Raw genomic sequence first — 23697 nt, forward strand, 5'->3', positions numbered from 1 at the left:
AAGTTCCCCCTATATTAATTTCTCTGCTACGTATGAAGCAAATACATCTAATGCTACTTCTTCTTGTTCACCTGTTGCCATATCTTTTAAGTTAATGATGCCTTTATCTAGCTCATCTTCCCCTAATACAGCTACAAATTTTGCCTTTAGACGATCTGCTGATTTAAATTGTGCTTTCATTTTGCGATCTAAATAATCTTTTTCAACTGATAATCCAGCTTTACGAAGATCAAACGCAACTTTTGCAGCATGGTCTTTCGCTTTTTCACCAAGCGCTACAACGTAACAATCGATACTATGTTCAATTGGTAATTCAATGTTTTCAGCTTTTAGCGCCATAATTAAACGCTCGATACTCATCGCAAAACCGATACCTGGCATCTCTGGTCCACCGATTTCTTGTACAAGTCCGTTATAACGACCACCACCGCTTAATGTAGTGATAGCACCGAAACCTTCTGCCTCACTCATAATTTCAAAAACAGTATGTTGGTAGTAGTCTAAACCACGTACTAAGTTCGGATCTTTTTCAAATGGAACGTCCATCATCGTTAATAGTTCTTGAACTTTGTCGTAGTATACTGCTGAATCTTCGTTTAAGTATTCTGTAATAGATGGTGCTGTTCCCATTAATTCATGGTTACGGTCCTTCTTACAATCTAAAATACGAAGAGGATTCTTTTCTAAACGAGATTGACAATCAGAACAGAACTCACCAATACGTGGCTCGAAGTGTGCGATTAACGCATCACGGTGCGCTTGACGGCTCGCCGCATCACCCAAGCTGTTTAATACAACTTTAATATTTTTTAAGCCCATGCCGCGGTAAAACTCTACAGCAAGTGCAATTACTTCTGCATCAATTGCAGGATCGTTACTACCGATTGCTTCGATACCGAATTGTACGAATTGACGATAGCGACCTGCTTGTGGTCTTTCGTAACGGAACATTTGACCGATATAGTATAATTTCGTTGGTTGTGTTGCGTCACCGAACATTTTGTTTTCAACGTAAGAACGTACAACAGGTGCAGTGCCTTCTGGACGTAATGTCAAACTACGCTCTCCACGATCTTGGAATGAGTACATTTCTTTTTGCACGATATCTGTCGTATCACCAACACCGCGTAAAAATAGCTCAGTGTGTTCAAAAATTGGTGTGCGAATTTCTTTATAATTGTAACGACGGCAAATTTCGCGTGCTTGCCCTTCGATATACTGCCATAACTCAACATTGCCTGGAAGAATATCTTGCGTTCCGCGTGGGATTTGAATAGACATATTCAGTTCCTCCTCAAATTGTTTTAATCTTAATAAAAATAAAAAAACTCCCGCCTCTACTGTTTGAACAGTAGGGACGAGAGTATTATACCCGTGGTGCCACCCTAATTGAAGCACGTATGCTTCCACTTTTTTAATAACGCTTAAATATGCGTTCATCTCTACTAAGCATATATGCCGTTCAAGTTGAAACCTCTAGAGTGTCATTCAATCAGTCATCATGCAGAAATGTTTTCAGCCTAAGACATTTCTTCTCTTTCCATGTGTGTCTCATTTACTCTTCTCTATCAACGGTTATATTCATATGTAAATATAAAATTACTATACGTTTGTTGAGTAGGATTGTCAAGTACTCTAAGAGCGTTCAATTTGCTTCTTTAGACGCTTAACATCTTGAAGCGAAATGCCAAATTCAGAAGCAAGCTCCATTGAAGTGTTGTTTTGCTCTTTTGAAATAAAATCATGAAAATTCACGTTAAACAGTTGATTTGCACCATTTGTAACAGAATGCCCTTTTTCATTCATACGCATACGTATATCCCTCACATTCAATATGGATGTTTTACTTTTTATTGTTCCATATTGATGAGAGGGTTATACATATAAATGAATAACGTTATTCCATAACGCTCTTATATAAGTAAGCACCTCTTTGAATCATAAAGAATGTTGCAACCATCGCTGCCATTACAAATACTACCCAAGTACCGTAACTTAACACTGCGAAAGTAATTCCTAATGCATTGAAAAGAATAGCTAAGCTAAATCGCAATAAAAATTTTAAATCTTTAAAGACTGACCAATTCATATACTATCTCCCCTTATCACACATACATTCAAATATTTTTACCATTTTTTTCATTATACTATATAATTAATGACCCGAGCTATTGATTCCAAACACAATAATTTCTAACAGCGCATGCAATATACCTCGCACTTCCCATTCTGCGTGCGGTGCTCCAAATAACGCCCATATGACAGCAACAATAATCTGAAAAATAATCGTAAGTGTAATTTTTATAGCTGGTATTTTTCCTACTCGCAATCCCCAGTATCCAACAATCCCAAGAATGCATAACTCTAGCACGAAGCGTAAAGCTATATTGAATTCTTGAAGCATGCTACACCTTATTTTCCTTTTATTCCCTTTAAATTAATCCTATGATAAAGTGAAACTTTCATCAGGCTTTTACGGGTAGCCCAATTCCCACATATAACGGGATAAATGAACAAAACATACAACAATGTATAAAAAAGAGAGGATTATATAACCCTCTCTTCTTAAGCAACACTATTTACTTTCCACAATTAAGGTCACCGGACCATCATTGATTAAAGAAACATCCATCATTGCTCCGAACTTACCTGTTTCTACATGCAATCCTTGCTTACGTACTTCTTCATTAAAGAAATCATATAAACGCTCTGCATAGTCAGGTTTGGCAGCATCCATAAAGTTTGGACGTCTTCCCTTGCGGCAATCTCCGTATAATGTGAATTGCGAAATTGATAGAACTTGTCCTTCTACATCAAGTACAGAATGGTTCATCTTTCCGCTCTCATCTTCAAAAATACGTAAGTTCGCAATTTTTTCTGCAATGTAAGTTGCATCTTTTTCTGTATCTTCATGCGTAATGCCAACTAGTAATGTTAAACCGAACGGAATTTGTCCTACGATCTCACCGTCTACTGTGACAGACGCTTCTTTTGATCGTTGTAAAACAACTCTCATCTTTTCTACACTCCCTATTAATGCATCATGCGTCGTACTGCATAAATTTCTGGAACACGTTTAATGCGTTCTACTACTTTTTTCAAATGTTGTAAGTTACGAATCGAGATTGACATATTAATTGTCGCCATCTTATTACGGTCACTTCTACCAGAAACAGCTGAAATGTACGTTTTCGTCTCTGTAACAGCTTGCAATACTTCATTCAATAAACCACGGCGATCGTAACCTGAAATTTCAATATCAACGTTATACTCAATTTCTTTTTCAGGGCTACCTTCCCACTCTACTTCTAATAATCGTTCTACAGCTTCTTCTGTATGAACATTTACACAATCACGGCGGTGAATCGATACGCCTCGGCCTTTCGTAATATACCCAACGATATCATCACCCGGTACTGGGTTACAGCATTTTGATAAGCGAATTAATAAATTATCCGCACCACTTACTTTAACGCCAGAATCCCATTTTCGAATTTTCATCGGTTTACGAACTTCTTTAACTTCCACAATTTCTTCTTCTTCACGCTGCTTACGGAACTTGTCCGTTAGTCTCGTAACAATTTGTGACGCTGTAATTCCGCTATATCCAACTGCTGCAAACATATCTTCTTCATTTGCAAAATTGAACTTCTCAGCAACACGTTTTAAATTGTCAGGAGCTAACACTTCTTTCATTTCATACTCTAGACCACGTACTTCTTTTTCAACAAGTTCACGGCCTTTTTCAATATTTTCATCTCTACGTTGCTTCTTAAAGAATTGACGAATTTTATTTTTAGCATGAGATGTTTGAGCAAGTTTTACCCAATCTTGACTTGGCCCATACGAATGTTTCGATGTTAAAATTTCAATGATGTCACCTGTTTTTAATTTATAATCAAGCGTCACCATTTTTCCGTTTACTTTTGCACCAATTGTTTTATTTCCAATTTCCGAATGGACACGATACGCGAAATCAATCGGAACAGATCCAAGTGGTAATTCCATTACATCGCCTTTCGGTGTAAAGACGAATACCATATCAGAGAATAAATCAATTTTTAATGACTCCATAAATTCTTCTGCATTAGAAGCTTCATTTTGCCATTCTAAAATTTGACGGAACCATGTGAGTTTCTTCTCTAATGTACCTGTTGTTTCTGCTGTTTTTCCTTCTTTATACGCCCAGTGTGCCGCGATCCCGAATTCTGCAATTTCGTGCATTTCTTTCGTACGAATTTGCACTTCAAGTGGATCACCTTTCGGCCCAATTACAGTCGTATGAAGAGATTGATATAGATTCGCTTTCGGCATCGCAATATAATCTTTAAAACGACCTGGCATCGGCTTCCAACACGTATGAATAATTCCAAGCACTGCATAACAATCTTTAATACTATTTACAACGACACGTACAGCTAATAAATCGTAAATTTCATTAAACTGCTTGTTTTGCAGTGCCATTTTACGATAAATACTGTAAATATGTTTTGGTCTTCCAGAAATTTCAGGTTGAATTGCAACTTCGTCTAATTTCTCACGAATACCAGTCATTACTTCGTCTAAATACTCTTCACGTTCTGCACGTTTACGCTTCATTAAATTTACAATACGATAATATTGCTGTGGATTTAAATAGCGAAGTGACGTATCCTCTAGCTCCCATTTAATAGTACTAATTCCGAGCCTATGTGCTAAAGGTGCAAAGATTTCTAACGTTTCATTCGCTATGCGACGCTGCTTCTCTTGAGGCAAATGTTTCAATGTACGCATGTTATGAAGACGATCAGCTAGTTTAATTAAAATAACTCGAATATCTTGAGCCATTGCAATAAACATTTTGCGATGGTTTTCTGCTTGTTGTTGCTCATGAGATTTATATTTAATCTTTCCGAGCTTTGTCACACCATCGACAAGCATAGCAATCTCTTTGTTAAATTCCCGTTCAATATCTTCTAGTGTAATCTCTGTATCTTCCACTACATCATGTAAGAAACCTGCTGATACTGTAGCTGGATCCATGTGTAAATCAACTAAAATACCTGCAACTTGAATTGGATGAATAATGTACGGTTCACCCGATTTTCTGTATTGTTCGCTATGCGCATCTCGTGCATATTCATAGGCACGTGCCACTAGCTCAATATCTTCATCCACTAAATATTGACTTGCTTTCTCGAGTACCTGTTCAGCTGTTAGTACCTGCTCATTTGCCATCGAATCACCTTTTATTGAAAATTGACTTTATCTTTATTAAATAGAATAAATTATATTCTATCATTATAACCCAATGATTGTGAATTGTGAAAAGGAAAAGATTTTACTGACATTTCACCATAATTTTTTGTTCAATTATACAAAAGTACCCGCTCCTCTCCAAGAGATTCACGGGTACTTTTTATCACCGTAGTTTTACTATATAGTGATTAGTATTTTTCTAATACTAATACATCGTAACCATCTAACATTTTACGACCATCTAAGTAAGTAAGCTCTACTAAGAATGCAATCCCTGCTACAACTCCGCCTAGTTCTTCAACTAGCTTAATTGTCGCTTCAATTGTTCCACCAGTAGCTAATAGGTCATCTGTAATTAATACGCGTTGACCTGGCTTAATTGCATCTTTATGGATTGTTAAAACATCTTTACCATATTCTTTACCGTAGTCAACTGTAATTACTTCACGTGGTAATTTTCCTAATTTACGAACCGGCGCAAATCCTACTTCTAATGCGTAAGAAACTGGGCAACCGATAATAAAGCCACGAGCTTCTGGTCCTACTACAACATCGATATCTCTATCTTTTGCATACTCAACGATTGCATCTGTTGCTGCTTTGTATGCTTTACCGTCATTCATTAACGGTGTAATGTCTTTAAACACAATACCTTCTTTTGGATAATCCGGTACAATTGCGATATGTTGCTTGAAATCCATATTTCTGAATCCTCCTCAGATCTAAAAGGTTTGTAAATACAAATCCTTTACCCTAACTGTTCTACTTCTTTATGATTACGAATCGTTTCAAACCATGTATATAGTTGCTGATATGTGCTATAAACCAATTCTTTTTCTAATTGTAAGTGGTTCATTTTCTCACGATATGTGTTCGATTCAATTAAATCACGCTTTTGTTTTTTGTCTGCCATAAAAATGACGCCATCTTTTATTGTAACAAATTCTAACTCAAAAAACACCTGTGTCATGAAATTTACTGTATCTTTTGACCAACCTTTATGACGACATAGTTGTTCTCCATATTGTCTTAAAGAAAATGGTGCTTTTTGGCTCAAGAACGAATAGTACCATTTAAAGTGTTCTCTCGTTGGAACAGTACTAAATAAATGATTATTCTCTTGATAAAATAGTGTATAAATTCGCGACGGGAACCCAACTTTAAATAGATCTCGTAATTCATCTGTTCCTTTTGGTAAATCAAGTAACACGATGTATTGATCATTTAACTCAGTTACTTCTGATGCATGCATAATATGCTCTTTATAGTCTTCTAAAGAAAATTTATGCAATACCTCTTCAGAAAAATACACCATTGTTATTTTTTCTTTTGGAAGTTCTGCTAAATTTGATTCTACGTTACGCATACTACGCCAATCAAATAATTGCCATGCGTCTACAGCAATATCTTGTACCATTAATTGCGGCTTCTTAAAATTATTCCATTCATTGATAGACGCTTCCCCTATTACAGATACCTTTGCAACTGGAGAAATTTCTTTCGCATACGCGCCAAAACCAAATCCGATTGTATCCAGTGTTGCCTGTCCATCGCGAAGAGCCATTTTCAAATGAGAACCGTCTGATCCGATTGCACGAATACTTTCTAGCTCTGCATCTTTCACTGCAATACGTGGTTTCGGATTTCCAACACCAAATGGCGCCAACTTTTGCATATCTTCAATCGCTGCAAGTGTTACGTCCTCCACTTTACAAAAAGCATCAACAGCTGTAATCGGAATAAAATCTTCTTCTGTTAAAATTACCTCTGCTTGCTCATTTAAGCGACGGCGTAATCCATCTACATCATTCATATGTAGCGTCATTCCCGCTGCCATCGGATGTCCTCCGAAGTGTGGCAATAGCTCTCTACAATCTGACAAGTTTGCAAACAAATCGAATCCTGCAATACTACGTGCTGAACCTTTTGCAGTTTCTTTTACAGGATCAATGCTTAATACAATCGTTGGACGATAAAAACGTTCAACTAATTTAGAAGCAACAATTCCAATTACACCTGGATTCCAGCCTTCTTTTGCAAGCACTAATACTTTATTTTCTTCAGGCGTGAAATTAGTTTCCACTTCAGCGATAGCTTCTTCTGTAATTTGCTTTACAATATCTTTTCGCAGTTTGTTCAGCTCATCAATTTCTTCAGCCAGCTCTTTCGCTTCTTCTGGATCATCTGATAATAAAAGATGTACAGCAGGCGCTGCATCTTCTAAACGGCCAACTGCATTAATACGCGGTGCGATTGAGAAGCCAATACTCTCTTCTGTAATTTCACTTTGCGAAACGTTAGCAACTTTAAATAGCGCCTTTAGTCCAATATTTTTCGTCATACGCATATGTTTTAAGCCGCGTTTCACTAGCAATCTATTCTCACCATGAAGTGATACTAAATCGGCTACCGTACCAATTACCGCAATTTCTAATAAATGTTCTGGTACACGGCCCAGTAGTGCATGCGCAACTTTAAACGCAACACCTACACCAGCTAAATAGTGAAATGGATACACACCGCCATCTAATTTCGGATGAATAATCGCAAGTGCTTCTGGCAATTCTGGTGGTGGCTCATGGTGATCTGTAATAATAAGATCTACTCCAAGCTCCTTCGCTACCTTCGCTTCATGTACTGCTGCGATACCAGTATCGACAGTAATAATTAGCGAGAATCCTGCGCTATGCGCCCAACGAAATGCTTCTTCGTTTGGTCCATAACCTTCTGTAAAACGGTTTGGAATATAAAATTCTACATCTGCACCTAATTCTTGCAAGGCAAGATATAACACAGTCGTACTACTTACTCCGTCCGCATCGTAGTCACCAAATATTAATATTTGCTCTCCATTTTGAATCGCCTTATTTACACGTTCTACCGTTCTATCCATTCCTTCCAATAAAAATGGATCATGAAATTCTTGATTTTCTGTATTTAAAAAATCTAAAATCTTATCTTCAGTATCTAGTCCTCTACCGAGGAATAACGAAACGACAAGTGGTGATAATTGTAATTTACTTGCTAATTCACTCACTCGCTCGCCATTATATTCTTTTTCTTTCCAACGCGTCTTCGGTTGTAACACGAAATCACCCCTTAACCTGTTCATTATACAAGACAGATTAAGGGGTGACAATATAATGCAAACTACGATGCAATATCTATATACTAAAATGTTAATAATGTTTAATTTGGAGAATACGGATTTATATGTACAAATACATTTTGTACGTTATCTTGTTTCATAAGCGTTTCTTTCACATGCTTTCCAATGCGATGCCCTTCTTCTACAGTAATGTACGGATCTACTGAAACTTTAATATCAACAATAACGTAATGACCATGCTCCCTTGCATATAAAGAACCGATTTTTTTCACACCATCTATTTGAAGTACTGCTTCTCTAAGCGGAATAACATCTTCCTCATGAAGAACATGATCAAGCGTTGCATGAATTGCTTCTGCTCCAATACTCCACGCCATTTTTGCAACAAGAAGCGAAACAAATAACCCTGCAATTGGATCAGCATATACAAGCCAATCTAATCCGAACTTACCACCCATAATCGCTGCACAAATACCGATTAAAGCTGCAATTGAAGAAAATACATCCGAACGGTGCTCATATGCATTTGCAATAATTGCATCACTATTTACCCTTTTCCCTAATCGGAATTTATATTGAAACATTCCTTCTTTCACGATAATCGAAAGAACAACAGCAAAAATCGTAATTGCTTTCGGTGGTTCTAGTTCCTGCGAAAAAGCTTTTATAGACGAAATCGCTATCTCGATTCCCACAATAAATAATAATACCGCAACAATAATCGCTGAAATTGATTCCGCTTTACCATGACCATATGGATGATCTTCATCAGGCGGCTGCTTTGCTGCTCGCAATCCAAACAGTACAGCTAGCGAACCAATTACATCTGATGCAGAATGCACGGCATCCGCTAATAACGCTTTACTGTTCCCAATATAACCAATTACCGCCTTTACAATCGCTAATATAATATTACCAACGATCCCGACAATAGCACCAAACTCGGCCTGTTTAAAACGTTCATCTTTTTCCATAATTAAAATCCCTTCTTTTCTTAACCTATCTTTTTATTGTAACAAAAACAGCGATAACGTCACCACTTTCTTCCATTTTTTCATTTTAAAGTTGCTATCTTATTGTATCCACAAACGAAAAAAGAGATGCCTCATAAAGAGACATCATCTTTTTTATACTTGCGGTTCAGATTCTACTTTCTCAACCTTCTTCTTGTTTTTACCCTTTTTCAAACGACGGCTTTCAAGCATTAACCAAATTTGAGAAGCAACGAAAACAGAAGAGTACGTACCTACAACTAATCCAACAAGTAACGCAAACGAGAAGTTACGTAGTGACTCACTACCGAAGATAAGTAACGTAATTACTGGGAATAACACTGTTAATACGGTGTTAATCGAACGACCAAGTGTTTGGCGAATACTTGCATTTACGATTTCTTCTAAGTCTTTTATATCGCGAACTCGTTTTTTCTGTTTGTATAATTCACGGTTTCTATCAAACGTAACAATTGAGTCATTAATAGAATAACCGATGATTGTTAATACCGCAGCGATAAACGTTAAATCTACCTCTAACTGGAAAATACTAAATATAACAATCATAACAAATGCGTCATGTAATAATGCAAGTACTGCAGATAATGCGTACGTAAATCGGAATCGAATACTTACGTATAAAATGATAACCGCAGAAGCAATTAATACTGCGATAAATGCATTTCGTGCAATTTCTTTACCGATTGTCGGTGAAACTGTACTCACGTTTGGATCTGTACCGTATTTATCGTGGAAGAATGTTTTTGTTTTTGCAATTTCATCTTTTGATAGAACACCTAATGTACGAACTGCGAATCCTTTATTGTCATCTCCAGTCGGTACAATATTTTCTTCCTTCACTTCAATGTTCAATTCTTTAAAATCTTTATGCACATCAGACACAGTAACTGCTTGTTTTGATTGCAAGTCAATTCGTGTACCACTCGCAAAGTCAATACCAAGATTCAATTTGAAAATTGGTAGTATAATTGCACCTGCAATTACAACTACAATCGAGAAAACAAGGAATTTATGACCGATATTTACGAAGTTAATACGATCAAATCTTGTCGGTGGATGTACTACACCTTTTGTTAATGGAATAATATCCTTTTGTTTCACACCAAAGTATCCTGGTTTTTTATCGAAGTAACGACTCTTTACAAGTAAACTTAGTAAGAAACGAGTACCGAATACGTTCGTAACGAAACCAACTAAAATACTTACGATTAAACTTGTTGCGAATCCTTTTACAGAGCTATTACCATAAACGAATAACACACCAGCTGCTGCAAGAGTCGTAACGTTTGCATCTAAAATTGTTGCTAATGAACGATGGTTACCAGCACGGAACGCTGACATCATTGACTTACCAATTTTCAGTTCTTCTTTCAGTCTCTCGTACGTAATAATATTCGCATCAACTGCGATACCTACCCCGAGCACTAACGCCGCAATACCTGGCAACGTAAGGACTGCATGCATCCAGTTAAAGACAAGTAGTGTAACGAAAATGTATAGACCTAACATAATAACCGCTACAATTCCTGGTAAACGGTAGAATACAAGCATAAATAAGAAAATAAGAGCGATACCAATCGCACTAGCGAAAATCGTTTGCTCTAACGCTTGTTGACCAAATTTCGCTCCAACTGATGTTGAATACATTTCTTTTAAATCAACAGGAAGTGCACCTGCATTTAATAAAGATGAAAGTTCTTTCGCACTTTCAACTGTGAAGTTTCCACCTACGATAGATACTTCAGCTTGGTTAAATACTTGTTCTACTGTTGCTGCTGATAAAAACTTCGGATTCGGTTTTGCAGATTCTGCTTTATACGAATCTTTTCCTTCTTCAAAATCAAGCCAAATTACCATTAAGTTCGTTGGTGGTGGCATTTTTGAAATTTTTTCAGTTACTTCACGGAATTTTTCAGCGCTTTTTAGTGTAAGACCTACGCTCGCACGCCCTTGCTCATCAAACGTTTGCTTCGCTCCGCCGCCTTTTAAATCCGTTCCATCCATAAGTAGATTGTCATCTACATCACGGAATGTTAATTTTGCTTGCGTTGACAACATCTCACGTGCTTTTTGCTGATCTTGTACACCAGCAAGCTGTACACGAATTCGATCTTGCCCTTCGATTTGAATGTTCGGCTCACTTACACCGAGAACATTGACACGATTTTCAAGAGCACCTACTGTACTTACAAGTGCCTCTCGGTCAATTTTATCACCTTTTTTGGCTGGTTTTACTTCATACAGAATTTCAAAACCACCGCGAAGGTCTAGTCCTAGACTAATTCCTTTTGCTATGTCTTTTCCTGCCGCACCAATTACTCCACCGATTAATAGAACGATGAGGAAAAAGGCGGCAATTCTCGTACCACGCTTTGCCATATGTACCCTCTTTCTGCTACTAACACTTTAAATAAATCTCTTACGATTCACTTTTACACGTGTGCATACGTCTAGTTAGTAGACTTCCTTTCTATAATTTTGCTAGTTCATCACTAGCTGTGTCGGTAAGTTTTTCACCATACCTACACTTTCATTATTTATTTTCTCTCTTCACTACCCCCTTTATATATAATCTTAGACATAATTATTTCCTCATTATCAATACCTATCATTATACTGCAAAAGGAAGAACAAACCAATTGCAGTCGGTTATTTATTTTCATATTCATCAAATGACCAAAGTGGCGCTTGGTACGCTTCAACAGTTAAATATGTCATATACTCATTAGCACTTACTCTTAATACATCATTTACTAATTCATACAATCTAACATCACTGTCTATCTTTTTCCACTTTTTCACTTTGAGAAACTTCCAAATGTCATCATCTGTCACTCGGTCGTAACCGAACATGTGGAACTCTTCTACTTTACTTTCTAAAACGACTTGTAACTGTCCGCGGTATGATTCTACCAAAGCCTCTTTATCTAACATACATAACATCTCCTTCTTATTTCGCACGAAAAGTCGCTTTTAATCCCGCTCTAATGGACAGCAATAACTACTTTCAAGAGCACTCTCTTAAATGCTTGTCATTCTTGTCTCGTACGTGCATATAAATTATTGTAAATCATTCCACTGATTTTGAGAAGGTAGGAGAAGACCATGACGAGACAAAGCTTTTTAAAAGGCGCATTTATTTTAATGATAGCCGGCTTTATTACCAAAATCCTTGGATTTATTAACCGGATTGTAATGGCACGTATTTTAGGAGAAGAAGGCGTTGGCCTTTATATGATGGCCGTTCCTACATTCATTCTAGCAATTACATTAACACAAATCGGCCTTCCTGTCGCAATCGCAAAATTTGTAGCAGAAGCGGAAGCTGTGAACGATAAACAAAGAGTTAAAAAAATATTAACAGTATCATTAGCTGTTACATCCGTTATTAGTATCATTTTAACAATTGGGATTATGCTCCTCACACCTATTTTAGCAAAAACATTATTAACCGATGAGAGAACGTACTATCCATTAATGGCTATTTTACCTGTCGTTCCTGTTATAGCTGTGTCTTCTGTTTTACGCGGTTACTTTCAGGGGAAACAAAATATGAAACCTAGCGCTTACGCCCAAGTCATAGAACAAGTTGTCCGCATTACGATTATTGCTATATGCATTCAATTATTTTTACCTTACGGCGTAGAATATGCAGCAGCCGGCGCTATGTTATCAGCTGTTCTAGGTGAAGTTGCATCATTATTATTTTTACTTACTTTATTCCAGCGTGAAAAACATTTATCTATACGCTCTGGATTTTTCACTACTGTAAAGGAAAGCAAAGGGACATTTTATTCTCTTATGGATATCGCTCTTCCAACTACAGGAAGTCGTTTAATCGGCTCCGTTTCATACTTTTTTGAACCTATTGTCGTTATGCAAAGCTTAGCGATTGCTGGCGTCGCTGCCTCTGTCGCAACCCAGCAATACGGTATATTAAATGGTTATGCCTTCCCGCTCTTATCACTGCCAGCCTTTATTACATATGCTCTTTCTACAGCACTCGTTCCATCTATTAGTGAAGCGATGGCTAAAAGGCAACATAAATTAGTGGAACACCGCTTACAACAAGCACTTCGAATTTCATTAATTACCGGTGGATGGTCTGTCGTTATATTATACGTATTCGCTTCACCTATTTTAACTCTTATGTATGGATCGGATAGTGCAACAGCATTCATCCAGCTTCTTGCACCTTGCTTTTTATTTCATTATTTTCAAAGTCCGCTTACCTCTGTTTTACAAGCTTTAAATTTAGCACGTGCTGCCATGATGAATACGTTTATTGGTGCCATCGTGAAATTAATCGTTATTTTTGTACTAGCTTCACGGCCAGAGTTTCAAATGATGGGGGTTGCCCTTGCAATTGCAGCAAATATAGTAACAGTAACATTTCTTCATTACGCTACTGTTTTAAAGAAAATTACATTTACCATTTACGCAAAAGACTATATTTTTGGCGGACTTGCCATCGGTATCGCAGGCTCATGCGGTTTTTACCTTCATAAGTATATAATTTTCTCTCATTCACTTGGCATACAAACATTATGGGAAATCACTTTAACAACACTCGTTTATATTGTGCTCCTTTTCATTTTCAAGCTCATTCGAAAAGAAGAGTTAAGTCGTCTACCTATCATTCGAAAACTTTCATTTTTGAAGTAAACAGGCTTACTATTTCATATAGTAAGCCTCTAGTTTTCTTTCAAATCAACAAAAAATTGTCCATTTTGAAAGCTACAGTATAAAATTTGTGTTACATCGTTATATCCTAAGTTTTTTAATTTTCCAACGAGCCACTCATCTGTATGTTCAATCATTTGCAAATGACTAGATTGAATTTCTCCATCAATAACAAGAGGAAGAGTAAACTGCAATGCATCCTCTTGGCCTTTTCGTTTTTGAAAGACAGATAACTTCCCAGAAGGTTCTAAAATAGCGTATTTTACATCCCGGATGTCTCCAACTCCCTGTTCCCTTAGTTGCATCATTAAATCATCTATATTATATCGCTGATTTTTCATCTTTTTTCCGTCAATTTTTCCCGCATTAATAATGATCGCTGGTTCCCCTTCTATTAAATGCCGAAAGCGTTGAAACTTTAAAGAAATGACAGACAAAATGATCTGTATACACATAAGGAAAATCATCGGAACTAATTGATGCCAAAGTGATTTATCGGTATTTTCAATTGCCACTACAGCCATTTCGCCAAGCATAATGAATACGACTAAATCTAATACACTTAATTCTCCTATTTCACGTTTACCCATAAGACGAAAAATAATTAATATGATGATATACAAAAGCATCGTCCGGCCAATTACCGATACCCATTCCATTTCTGCATCTCCTTTTTTACCTATAGATTCCCCTATAAAAAAGAAACTAGTCTAACTTAGGCAAAAGGAAAATATGCTTGTATTAAAAAGGGGGAATGTATAAATGGATGGAACAAAAAAATTATCAACTGCGATTGGCTTCGGTATCGTTATCCTATTAATTCTTGCAACAATTACTAGCATGGTTATGGCTCTTTTATTGAAATTTACAGATATGAACGAAGGGACATTAGCCGTTACTATTTTTATACTAGCTCTTTTATCTATGCTCATATCTGGATTTACTGCCGGCAAGAAAGCCCAAGGAAAAGGTTGGCTAGTAGGATTCACAACAGGACTTACATTCACTATACTTGTTTTTCTAGTTAACTATTTAGGCTTCTCTCAAACTTTATCGAACTCACAGTTACTTTACCAATTAGCATTAATGGGTGCGAGTACACTCGGTGGTATTTTCGGTGTAAATATGTCAAAACAAAACAACTAAAAAAGGCCCTGCACATTTCATGCAGGGCCTTCCTCATTAGTTTTTCACAACTTCACGAATCGCATTGCGATCGAAAGTTAAATGTGAACCACCAGATTTAACAACAATTTTCGTTTCATCTACTGATTCGATTGTACCGTGTAAACCACCGATTGTTACGATAGCATCACCTTTTGATAACTCACTTTGCATTTGAGCAACTGCTTTTTGACGCTTTTGTTGCGGGCGAATTAATAAGAAATAGAAAATCGCAAACATCGCAACGATCATAACGATATTCATCATACCTGGATTCATCTTTTGTTCCTCCTTTTAAATTATGTATTAGAAGTTTTTAGCATTCGGTTTATTAAAGCCATACTGTTCAAAGAACTCTTCGCGGAAATCGCCAAGACGGTCTTCACGAATAGCTTGTCTCACCTGCTCCATTAAGTTTAACAGAAAATGAAGGTTGTGATAAGACGTTAAACGAATTCCGAACGTTTCATCACATTTCATTAAATGACGAATATACGCGCGAGAGTAATTTTTACATGTGTAGCAATCACAATTTGGATCAAGCGGACCGAAGTCTCTTGCGAATTTCGCATTTTTCACAACAAGGCGACCTTCACTTGTCATACATGTACCATTTCGAGCGATACGAGTTGGAAGTACACAGTCAAACATATCAACACCGCGAATTGCACCATCAATTAATGAGTCAGGAGAACCTACGCCCATTAAGTAACGTGGTTTATCGTCTGGAAGAAGTGGTGTTGTAAACTCAAGGACACGATTCATAATATCCTTTGGTTCACCAACAGATAGACCACCTATAGCATAGCCAGGGAAGTCCATTGAAACAAGATCTTTTGCACTTTGACGACGAAGTTCTTCAAACTCTCCGCCCTGTACAATACCGAATAAACCTTGATCTTGTGGACGTTCATGCGCTTTTAAGCAACGCTCTGCCCAGCGGCTTGTACGTTCTACAGATTTCTTCATATATTCAAAAGTAGCTGGGAATGGTGGACACTCATCAAATGCCATCATAATATCTGAACCTAATGCATTTTGAATTTCCATCGCTTTTTCTGGTGATAAGAATAATTTATCTCCATTCAAGTGATTACGGAAATGAACACCTTCTTCTTCAATACGGCGGAAGTCACTTAAGCTAAATACTTGGAAACCACCAGAGTCTGTTAGAATGGCACGATCCCAGTTCATAAATTTATGCAAACCACCTGCTTCGCGTACAATTTCATGACCTGGACGTAACCATAAATGATACGTATTACTTAAAATAATGCCAGAATCCATTGCTTTTAATTCTTCTGGTGACATTGTCTTAACTGTTGCAAGTGTACCAACTGGCATAAATGTCGGCGTATCAAATGAACCGTGCGGCGTATGTACACGTCCTAAACGGGCACCCGTTTGTTTACAAGTTTTAATAAATTCATAACGAATTGCTGTCATAATTTACTCCTTTTATTTGTTTCCCATTTTAGCGTGAGATGCAACGAACATTGCATCACCGAAGCTAAAGAAACGATATTTTTCTTTTACTGCTTCATTATAAGCATGAAGTACATTATCTCTATTTGCAAATGCACTTACAAGCATGATTAATGTTGATTTCGGTAAATGGAAGTTTGTAATTAAACCATCAATTGCTTTAAATTCATAACCTGGATACATAAAGATGTCTGTCCAGCCAGAAGCAGCACAAAGCTTGCCGTCATGATCTGTCGCAATTGTTTCTAACGTACGAGTTGATGTCGTACCTACCGTAATAATACGCCCACCATTCTCTTTCACACGGTTTAATAATACCGCTGTCTCTTCAGACATATGGTAATATTCTGCGTGCATATGGTGTTCTTCAATCGTATCAGCAGAAACTGGTCTAAATGTTCCAAGCCCTACGTGAAGTGTAATAAATGCTAACTCAACGCCTTTTTGTTTTAACTTCTCCAGTAACTCTTCTGTAAAGTGAAGTCCTGCTGTCGGCGCTGCTGCTGAACCGATTTCTTTCGCATATACCGTTTGATAGCGATCGCGATCTTCTAGCGTCTCTTTAATATATGGAGGAAGTGGCATTTCTCCAAGTTCATCTAAAATTTCATAGAAGATGCCGTCATATGAAAATTCAAGCTGACGTCCACCTTGATCTGCAGTTCCTGTGCAAGTTGCTTTTAATTTCCCTTCGCCAAAAGAGATAACAGTTCCTTCTTTCACACGTTTCGCTGGCTTAACAAGCGTTTCCCACTTATCACCTTCCTCTTGCTTTAGAAGAAGTACTTCAATGTGTGCGCCTGTATCTTCTTTCACACCGTGCAAACGAGCTGGCATTACTTTCGTTTCATTTAAAACTAAGCAATCCCCCTCATGTAAGTAAGAAAGAATGTCTGTAAAATGTTTATGCTCAATATCCCCTGTTTCACGGTCTAACACCATTAATCTTGATGTTTCACGCTCTTCTAATGGGACTTGTGCAATAAGTTCTTCTGGTAAATGAAAATCAAACAGATTAATATCCATAACTATATCCACCTATTTCTTATTTGAATCGATTTATTATATACATAATAAAAGATAATACAATACTTAAAACAATACATGTAATGATAGGAAAATAAAAGGTAACGTTTCCTTTTTTCACAAAAATATCGCCTGGAAGTCTTCCAATGAACTTCCAAGCTAATCCAACAACAATAAGTAAGATACCTGCTGTAATAAGCAATTTTGGCATCTCCGTCATACTTTTGGCATCTCCATTCCGAAATGCTCATATGCAAGTGGCGTTACAATTCGGCCCCTTGGCGTTCGTTGTAAAAAGCCAATTTGTAATAAATATGGCTCATACACATCTTCAATCGTATGAGATTCTTCTCCAATCGTTGCCGAAACCGTTTCTAGTCCAACTGGGCCACCACGGAATTTCTCAATAATACCAAGCAACAATTTATGATCAATATGATCTAGACCTAATTTATCTACTTGCAGTAGTTCTAACGCCATCTGTGTAATTTCCATCGTAACCGTTCCGTTACCACGAACTTGTGCAAAATCTCGTACACGTCGTAATAAACGATTCGCAATACGAGGTGTACCACGAGCACGTCTTGCAATTTCTAGTGCGGCTAACGAATCAATTTCAACTTCGAATACTTCTGCTGTACGTTCAACAATTGCAGAAAGCTGATCTACTGTGTAATACTCTAATCTTGAAAGCACACCGAAACGGTCACGAAGCGGCGCTGATAATGCACCTGCACGCGTCGTTGCTCCAACTAATGTAAATGGCGGTAAATCTAATCGTACAGACCGTGCTGACGGTCCTTTTCCAATTACAATATCAAGACAAAAATCTTCCATCGCAGGATATAGTACTTCTTCAATTGATCTATGCAAACGATGAATTTCATCAATAAATAATACATCCCCTGGCTGAAGTGCTGTTAATACAGCTGCTAAATCTCCCGGCCTTTCAATTGCTGGACCTGAAGTAGTTCTAACATTTACGCCCATTTCATTTGCAATAATATTCGCAAGCGTCGTTTTACCAAGACCCGGTGGTCCATATAAAAGCACGTGATCTAACGTTTCCCCACGCATTTTCGCCGCTTCAATAAACACCTCTAAATTATGTTTCGCTTTATCTTGGCCAATATACTGACGGAGCGTCTGTGGCCGTAATGAATATTCTAAATCTGCATCTTCATATGCAGATTCCCCTGAAAGGAGACGTTCGTCCATTATACTCACCTCTTACCATTTAGTAAAAGACTAAGTGCCTTTTTAATATACTGATCCGTCGTTAATGATTCTTTTAATAGCTCTGGTACAACGCGAGAAACTTCTCGTTCCGCATATCCAAGTGCGCGCAGAGCTTCCAGCGCCTCATCAAGCTCAGCCGATGAACCTTTTTTCTCATCAAAACGTTCTGCGCCTGAGAATAAATCAACAAATGCATCTGGCACGACATCAGCTAGTTTTCCTTTTAAATCTAAAATCATTTGGCGCGCTGTTTTCTTTCCGACGCCCGGGAATTTCACTAAAAACTTCTCATCCTCATGTTCAATCGCTTGAACGACCTGTCCTGTTTGACCAGAAGCTAAAATTGCAAGAGCGCCTTTTGGCCCAATACCAGACACACCTAACAACTTTGTAAATAATAAACGCTCTTCACGTGTTTTAAAACCGTAAAGTGCCATAATATCTTCTCTCACATAATGATATGTATAGACACGGATTTCTTGCTTACTTCTTTGAAATACATACGGATTCGGTGTAAAAATTTGATAACCAATTCCATTATGGTCAATTACTACATATTCCGGTCCTACATGCTCCACGTAACCTGTAACATATTCAAACAAAATACGATCTCTCCCTCTTAAATCATGTATTCCATTTTAACATATTTAATGATAGAAAAGCGAGACTGCCCCAACAAATGTTCTCTATTTGAAACTTCTGTTATTTTCCATTGACAGAAAGTGTAAAGCACCTTAATATACAGAGGTCGATAATGATTATCAATACTAATTAAAGGGGTTACATCAGGATGAAACGTAAACTATTTATTTTATTTACTATTATGCTAGTTGTTCTTTCTATCGTTGGCTGTTCTTCTCAAAAAGAAGAATCAAAAGCAAAAGAACAACCGAAAACAAAAGTTGTAAAACATGCTAAAGGGGAATCTACAATTCCAGTAAATCCAAAGAGAATTGTTGACTTATCTGGATCAACAGAAGAATTATTACTTCTTGGACATAAACCTGTTGGTACAGCAAATACATATAAAGATAAAATCCAAAAGCATTTAACAGAAAAACTAGATGGAGTAAAAGCAGTAGGTTGGTACTGGGCACCTAAAGTTGATTTAGAAGCTGTTACTGCTTTAAAACCAGACTTAATTATTTTAAATAATCGTCAATTGAAGATTTATGATCAATTAGAAAAGGTTGCACCTACAGTAGTTCTAGAAACAAACTTAGAAGATTGGCGTGGTAAGTTTAAAGAAGTAGGTAAACTATTTGACGAAGAAAAGAAAACAGACAAATGGATTGCAGACTACGATAAAAAAGCAGATTCTTTATCTAAAAAGATTAAAGAGAAAACAAAAGATGAGAACTTTATGTTCGTCGCAGTTACACCACAAAACTTCCGTGTATACGGTAGCTTCGGGTACGGCGACATCATCTTTAACGACTTAAAACTTCCAGCAACAAAAGGTACAGATTTAAAACAAACGATGGCGCAAGTATCGCTAGAAGGTCTTGTTGCATTCCAACCTGATCAAATGTTTATTGTAAACTTTGGCGGCGAAGCTGATAAGGTTTACGAAGACTACAAAAATAGTGCCGTTTGGAAAGACAATAAAGCAGTAAAAAACAATCATGTATATGAAGTATCAAATGAAATCTTCAATACGAAAGCTTTCAATCCTATCGGAAAAGATATGCTAATTGATGAAATCGCAAAAGAAATTTTAGCTAAAAATAAATAAGAAAAAAGCAGCTCACCATGAGCTGCTTTTTTTCTTATTTTGCACTGCGTATTGCTTCATTTTTTCAATCGTCTTCACAAAACCTTCTTTTGATTTAATGCGAATACCACGCTTCAATTTCGCACGCTCATAACTCTCAAGCTTTTTCATATCAATTTGAAAGAAGGAATGAATCGCATTATCACTTTTCGGTACACCTTTAAAAATTTGTAATATCCCTTCCTCTGACACGCCAAAATAACCGCTAGTCTTTAATAACGGAGAAATATCATCAACTTTCTTTTGTAATACGATTTGTACATCATCACGATCAACGAGCTGCCATTCTTTATACTGCTGTAAAAACTTTTCTAAATCCGCCACTTTTTCTGTAAAGATTTCTTCACTTACTTCTCCATCAACATACATACGCTCTAATAAAATTGTAACTTGAGGGTCTTTCTCTGTCACTTTCGGTACTGGCCCTTCCGCCCTCGCACTCGTCTCATAAGCTAAGCAAAATATCATAACGAAAGCTTGTACTGCAATCAGTATCCATTTCATTTCCGTTCACCTCTTTTAGGCAAGATCAAACTTTCATTAGTAGTTTTTCCGGAAATGGGGGTTTTATCCATATAAATGACCGTATTACATTTCTCTCAAAAATAAAAAAATGCAGATAAAGTTTTATCCTTATCTGCATTAGCATTTGTTTTATACAAAATGAAAGACGCCTGCAAAGCAGGCGTCTTGATGCGTTTACGGCGAGAGACCAGGCGACCACATTCGCGTGTTTAGCACTTAAGCATATCTCTCGTCTTACGTAAATTAGCTCATCGCTTTGCTAATATAACATTAATAAAGTATAAGTGCAACATGTTTATAAAAATATTTTATTTCCTCTTTCATCCAAATGAATTATATGTAAATTATAAATTGATAAATGTAATATATATGTTACGATTAATACGACAGCGAAATCATCATAAACAGGAGATGGATATTGTGAAAAAAATAAAGGATGAACGTCTCATTCTGCAAACATTGAAAAATATACGTATTGTCTTTCTTTTTCAATACATTGGCGTAGTTGGAATTTTAGGCTATATTGGATTCACTGAAGGAATGGATCAAATTACGAAATCTCCATTGTGGCTATTATTTATGCTTACGAGTATTTTACTTGCTTATTTACAGTTAAGTGTTTCAATCGATGTAGAAGAAGGCGAAAAGGAAATAAAGTTAACTCCTTATTACAAACTTGTTTTACGCTCTCTTATTGTAGGAATCGTTATGGCTATTATTTATATCATTTTCAGTCCAGAAAGACCTCTATTTGAAGCTATTTTAACAGGTAGTATTCTCTTCATATGCTTTTTAGTTTCTTATTCCATTAGTTATTTTATTAAAAAGCGTCGTTTACAAGACGACGATGAATAAAGAGGAAGGGCTCACCCTTCCTCTTTTGTTTTGCTATCGCATTGTACCAGTTAAACCGTAACGGATGTCTCGGAACATATTCACTATGTCACGATTAAAATCGTTTGTAACTGTACCGTTACGTAAGCGTGTACTCATTGCATCGACACGAGTAAACATATCATTTCTTACAGAAACATATACATTTCTGTTTCCAACTTCATTTGCAACTGCTTGACGAATTTCGTTTGCAAGTGCCGTTTCATTCGATACTGGATTACGCGGTTTTACCGCAATCGCCACATCGTTTCCATATACAACTGTAGACACACGGTCTACGTTATTCATACGTTTCACACGATTTGTAATTTTTTCTGCAGTTTTACCATCATTGTTCATGTATGAATTGTTCATTGTAATATTACGAGTTGGATGCGGATTAGCAATTTGACCGTTGTAATTTACATCACGGTAATAATTGTATCCTGTATCGTTACGACCATTTCTATATGTTACATAATCTGTATAACGATCGTTACGCGTTACATTATCACGATACTGATGTGTATCATTATAAGATGTACGCTCGTAATTGTAGTTACGTCCATCCATTGCATTATTATCTTTTGGTGTACCACATGCAGCTAATGCACTGGTAACTAACAAAGAAGCAGCAATCACTTTTACTTTCGTATTCAATACAAAAACCCCCTCTGTTAGAATGAGCTTCTCTTCTGAAAAGCTCCCTCTTATGATGAGTAACAGAGAAGGTTTTTACACTGTTAATATTTCACTGGGGATTTTCTAACATTCGTTGTAAATCTTCCGTTTCCAGAACGAATTTACATACAAAAAAGGTGGGAATAATCCCACCTTTTTTAGACTTCTTCATCCTCTTCTTCTGAAACTGGCTCCCCAAATACATTTGGCGGATCTGGTTGATAGTACATCGTTCCTGGCTGCGGTGCATATGCGGATTGGGTTGGTTGATAATATAAAGGATTCGCGTATTGTGGTCCTCCAGGTTGCGGACTATATAACCTACTCTCTCCTCCGCATCCACAATCTTCCTCTCCTTGCACGAGCGGCGGCATATTATTATCTATCGGCATCATATTTGGATTTGGCATAGACGTATATTGCGGTCCAAACGGTGCTCCTTGCTGATATGGCATTTGATATGGATTTTGTGGTTGATAATAGGGATTTGACGGCATCATAGGCTGTTGGTATGGCATTTGATATGGCATCATATTCGGTGGTTGATTGTTATCCATGATCGGCATCATATTTGGCATTTGATTGTTATCCATGATTGGCATCATATTTGGTGATTGATTATTATCCATAATTGGCATCATATTTGGTGATTGATTATTATCCATAATTGGCATCATATTTGGTGATTGATTATTATCCATAATTGGCATCATGTTCGGCATTTGATTGTTATTCATAATTGGCATCATGTTCGGCATTTGATTGTTATCCATAATCGGCATCATGTTCGGCATTTGATTGTTATCCATAATTGGCATCATATTTGGTGGTTGATTATTATCCATGATTGGCATCATATTTGGTGGTTGATTATTATCCATGATTGG

23 protein-coding genes, 2 pseudogenes and 1 other annotated feature are annotated in these 23697 nt (G+C 37.0%); of the genes and pseudogenes, 4 read left to right on the top strand and 21 right to left on the bottom strand.

The window, feature by feature from the left end; genetic code table 11:
• Positions 1 to 9 precede the first annotated feature (9 nt).
• The 11 genes and pseudogenes from hisS to ACQVV1_RS27075 all read right to left on the bottom strand — a co-directional run bounded on the left by hisS (position 10) and on the right by ACQVV1_RS27075 (position 12294).
• The gene (gene hisS, locus ACQVV1_RS27025) at positions 10 to 1281 is read right to left on the bottom strand and encodes a histidine--tRNA ligase (protein WP_242256432.1); all 1272 of its coding nucleotides are present in this window, start codon (positions 1279 to 1281) and stop codon (positions 10 to 12) included.
• A 69-nt stretch (positions 1282 to 1350) separates the two neighbouring features.
• Positions 1351 to 1581: a binding site (T-box leader), on the bottom strand.
• 54 nt (positions 1582 to 1635) lie between these two features.
• Entirely contained in the window at positions 1636 to 1812 is a 177-nt protein-coding gene (locus ACQVV1_RS27030) for a hypothetical protein (protein WP_001242605.1), read from the bottom strand.
• 85 nt (positions 1813 to 1897) lie between these two features.
• A complete protein-coding gene (locus ACQVV1_RS27035; RefSeq protein WP_063222857.1) occupies positions 1898 to 2089 on the bottom strand; it encodes a hypothetical protein in 192 nt (63 codons plus the stop codon).
• Positions 2090 to 2173: 84 nt separating this feature from the next.
• A pseudogene (locus ACQVV1_RS27040) lies at positions 2174 to 2404 on the bottom strand (YrdB family protein); the annotation flags it as partial.
• A gap of 171 nt (positions 2405 to 2575) precedes the next feature.
• A complete protein-coding gene (locus tag ACQVV1_RS27045) occupies positions 2576 to 3016 on the bottom strand; it encodes a D-tyrosyl-tRNA(Tyr) deacylase (RefSeq protein ID WP_001266956.1) in 441 nt (146 codons plus the stop codon).
• A gap of 17 nt (positions 3017 to 3033) precedes the next feature.
• Positions 3034 to 5217, bottom strand: a complete 2184-nt coding sequence (gene relA, locus ACQVV1_RS27050) for a GTP diphosphokinase (protein ID WP_063222854.1) — start codon at positions 5215 to 5217, stop codon at positions 3034 to 3036.
• Positions 5218 to 5426: 209 nt separating this feature from the next.
• Entirely contained in the window at positions 5427 to 5939 is a 513-nt protein-coding gene (locus ACQVV1_RS27055) for an adenine phosphoribosyltransferase (RefSeq protein WP_000346213.1), read from the bottom strand.
• Positions 5940 to 5986: 47 nt separating this feature from the next.
• Positions 5987 to 8326, bottom strand: a complete 2340-nt coding sequence (gene recJ / locus ACQVV1_RS27060; protein ID WP_431169806.1) for a single-stranded-DNA-specific exonuclease RecJ — start codon at positions 8324 to 8326, stop codon at positions 5987 to 5989.
• A gap of 101 nt (positions 8327 to 8427) precedes the next feature.
• On the bottom strand, positions 8428 to 9321 hold the full coding sequence (locus ACQVV1_RS27065) for a cation diffusion facilitator family transporter (RefSeq protein ID WP_063222852.1): 894 nt from the start codon (positions 9319 to 9321) through the stop codon (positions 8428 to 8430).
• Positions 9322 to 9474: 153 nt separating this feature from the next.
• Positions 9475 to 11739: a protein translocase subunit SecDF gene (gene secDF / locus ACQVV1_RS27070; RefSeq protein WP_242256430.1), complete on the bottom strand. Its 2265-nt coding sequence runs from the start codon at positions 11737 to 11739 to the stop codon at positions 9475 to 9477.
• Positions 11740 to 12009: 270 nt separating this feature from the next.
• Positions 12010 to 12294: a post-transcriptional regulator gene (locus ACQVV1_RS27075; protein ID WP_000884549.1), complete on the bottom strand. Its 285-nt coding sequence runs from the start codon at positions 12292 to 12294 to the stop codon at positions 12010 to 12012.
• Between the two features lie 171 nt (positions 12295 to 12465).
• On the opposite strand from ACQVV1_RS27075, the gene spoVB reads away from it, so the two are divergent.
• Positions 12466 to 14025, top strand: a complete 1560-nt coding sequence (gene spoVB, locus ACQVV1_RS27080) for a stage V sporulation protein B (protein WP_242256428.1) — start codon at positions 12466 to 12468, stop codon at positions 14023 to 14025.
• A 29-nt stretch (positions 14026 to 14054) separates the two neighbouring features.
• Here the strand turns inward: spoVB and ACQVV1_RS27085 are convergent, their stop codons facing one another.
• Complete coding sequence (locus ACQVV1_RS27085; RefSeq protein WP_242256426.1) at positions 14055 to 14702, bottom strand: DUF421 domain-containing protein; 648 nt, start codon at positions 14700 to 14702, stop codon at positions 14055 to 14057.
• 103 nt (positions 14703 to 14805) lie between these two features.
• Here ACQVV1_RS27085 and ACQVV1_RS27090 point away from each other — a divergent pair, with 103 nt between their 5' ends.
• On the top strand, positions 14806 to 15189 hold the full coding sequence (locus ACQVV1_RS27090) for a TIGR04086 family membrane protein (protein ID WP_242256424.1): 384 nt from the start codon (positions 14806 to 14808) through the stop codon (positions 15187 to 15189).
• A 36-nt stretch (positions 15190 to 15225) separates the two neighbouring features.
• Here the strand turns inward: ACQVV1_RS27090 and yajC are convergent, their stop codons facing one another.
• Genes yajC through ruvA form a run of 6 tightly spaced genes read right to left on the bottom strand, consistent with a single transcriptional unit; the run spans position 15226 to position 19559 of the window.
• Positions 15226 to 15486 carry a preprotein translocase subunit YajC gene (yajC, locus tag ACQVV1_RS27095; RefSeq protein ID WP_063222847.1) on the bottom strand — a complete coding sequence of 87 codons (261 nt, stop codon included), beginning with the start codon at positions 15484 to 15486 and terminating at the stop codon, positions 15226 to 15228.
• Positions 15487 to 15513: 27 nt separating this feature from the next.
• Positions 15514 to 16653, bottom strand: coding sequence for a tRNA guanosine(34) transglycosylase Tgt (gene tgt, locus ACQVV1_RS27100; protein ID WP_000125368.1), 1140 nt, complete (start codon positions 16651 to 16653; stop codon positions 15514 to 15516).
• A gap of 12 nt (positions 16654 to 16665) precedes the next feature.
• Positions 16666 to 17718: a tRNA preQ1(34) S-adenosylmethionine ribosyltransferase-isomerase QueA gene (gene queA / locus ACQVV1_RS27105; RefSeq protein ID WP_062922781.1), complete on the bottom strand. Its 1053-nt coding sequence runs from the start codon at positions 17716 to 17718 to the stop codon at positions 16666 to 16668.
• 19 nt (positions 17719 to 17737) lie between these two features.
• The gene (locus ACQVV1_RS27110) at positions 17738 to 17938 is read right to left on the bottom strand and encodes a DUF2905 domain-containing protein (RefSeq protein WP_000138162.1); all 201 of its coding nucleotides are present in this window, start codon (positions 17936 to 17938) and stop codon (positions 17738 to 17740) included.
• Entirely contained in the window at positions 17935 to 18936 is a 1002-nt protein-coding gene (gene ruvB / locus ACQVV1_RS27115; RefSeq protein WP_242256422.1) for a Holliday junction branch migration DNA helicase RuvB, read from the bottom strand. Before ruvB ends, ACQVV1_RS27110 begins: the two co-directional genes overlap by 4 nt.
• Before the next feature lie 5 nt (positions 18937 to 18941).
• Positions 18942 to 19559 carry a Holliday junction DNA helicase RuvA gene (gene ruvA, locus ACQVV1_RS27120; RefSeq protein ID WP_242256420.1) on the bottom strand — a complete coding sequence of 206 codons (618 nt, stop codon included), beginning with the start codon at positions 19557 to 19559 and terminating at the stop codon, positions 18942 to 18944.
• A gap of 188 nt (positions 19560 to 19747) precedes the next feature.
• On the opposite strand from ruvA, the gene ACQVV1_RS27125 reads away from it, so the two are divergent.
• Positions 19748 to 20692, top strand: coding sequence for an iron-hydroxamate ABC transporter substrate-binding protein (locus ACQVV1_RS27125; protein ID WP_242256418.1), 945 nt, complete (start codon positions 19748 to 19750; stop codon positions 20690 to 20692).
• Positions 20693 to 20704: 12 nt separating this feature from the next.
• Here ACQVV1_RS27125 and ACQVV1_RS27130 read toward each other — a convergent pair whose 3' ends face one another.
• Positions 20705 to 21235 carry a BofC C-terminal domain-containing protein gene (locus ACQVV1_RS27130; RefSeq protein ID WP_242256417.1) on the bottom strand — a complete coding sequence of 177 codons (531 nt, stop codon included), beginning with the start codon at positions 21233 to 21235 and terminating at the stop codon, positions 20705 to 20707.
• Between the two features lie 432 nt (positions 21236 to 21667).
• Between ACQVV1_RS27130 and ACQVV1_RS27135 the strand changes: the two genes are divergently transcribed.
• Positions 21668 to 22111 carry a branched-chain amino acid ABC transporter substrate-binding protein gene (locus ACQVV1_RS27135; protein ID WP_242256468.1) on the top strand — a complete coding sequence of 148 codons (444 nt, stop codon included), beginning with the start codon at positions 21668 to 21670 and terminating at the stop codon, positions 22109 to 22111.
• A gap of 33 nt (positions 22112 to 22144) precedes the next feature.
• Here the strand turns inward: ACQVV1_RS27135 and ACQVV1_RS27140 are convergent, their stop codons facing one another.
• Together ACQVV1_RS27140 and exsA are read right to left on the bottom strand one after the other, a co-directional pair.
• A complete protein-coding gene (locus tag ACQVV1_RS27140) occupies positions 22145 to 22789 on the bottom strand; it encodes a YhcN/YlaJ family sporulation lipoprotein (RefSeq protein ID WP_242256414.1) in 645 nt (214 codons plus the stop codon).
• A 179-nt stretch (positions 22790 to 22968) separates the two neighbouring features.
• Positions 22969 to 23697 (bottom strand): annotated as a pseudogene (exsA, locus tag ACQVV1_RS27145) (spore coat assembly protein ExsA); the annotation flags it as partial.

The organism is Bacillus basilensis, from assembly GCF_050630465.1.
Classification (GTDB): Bacteria; Bacillota; Bacilli; order Bacillales; family Bacillaceae_G; genus Bacillus_A; species Bacillus_A basilensis.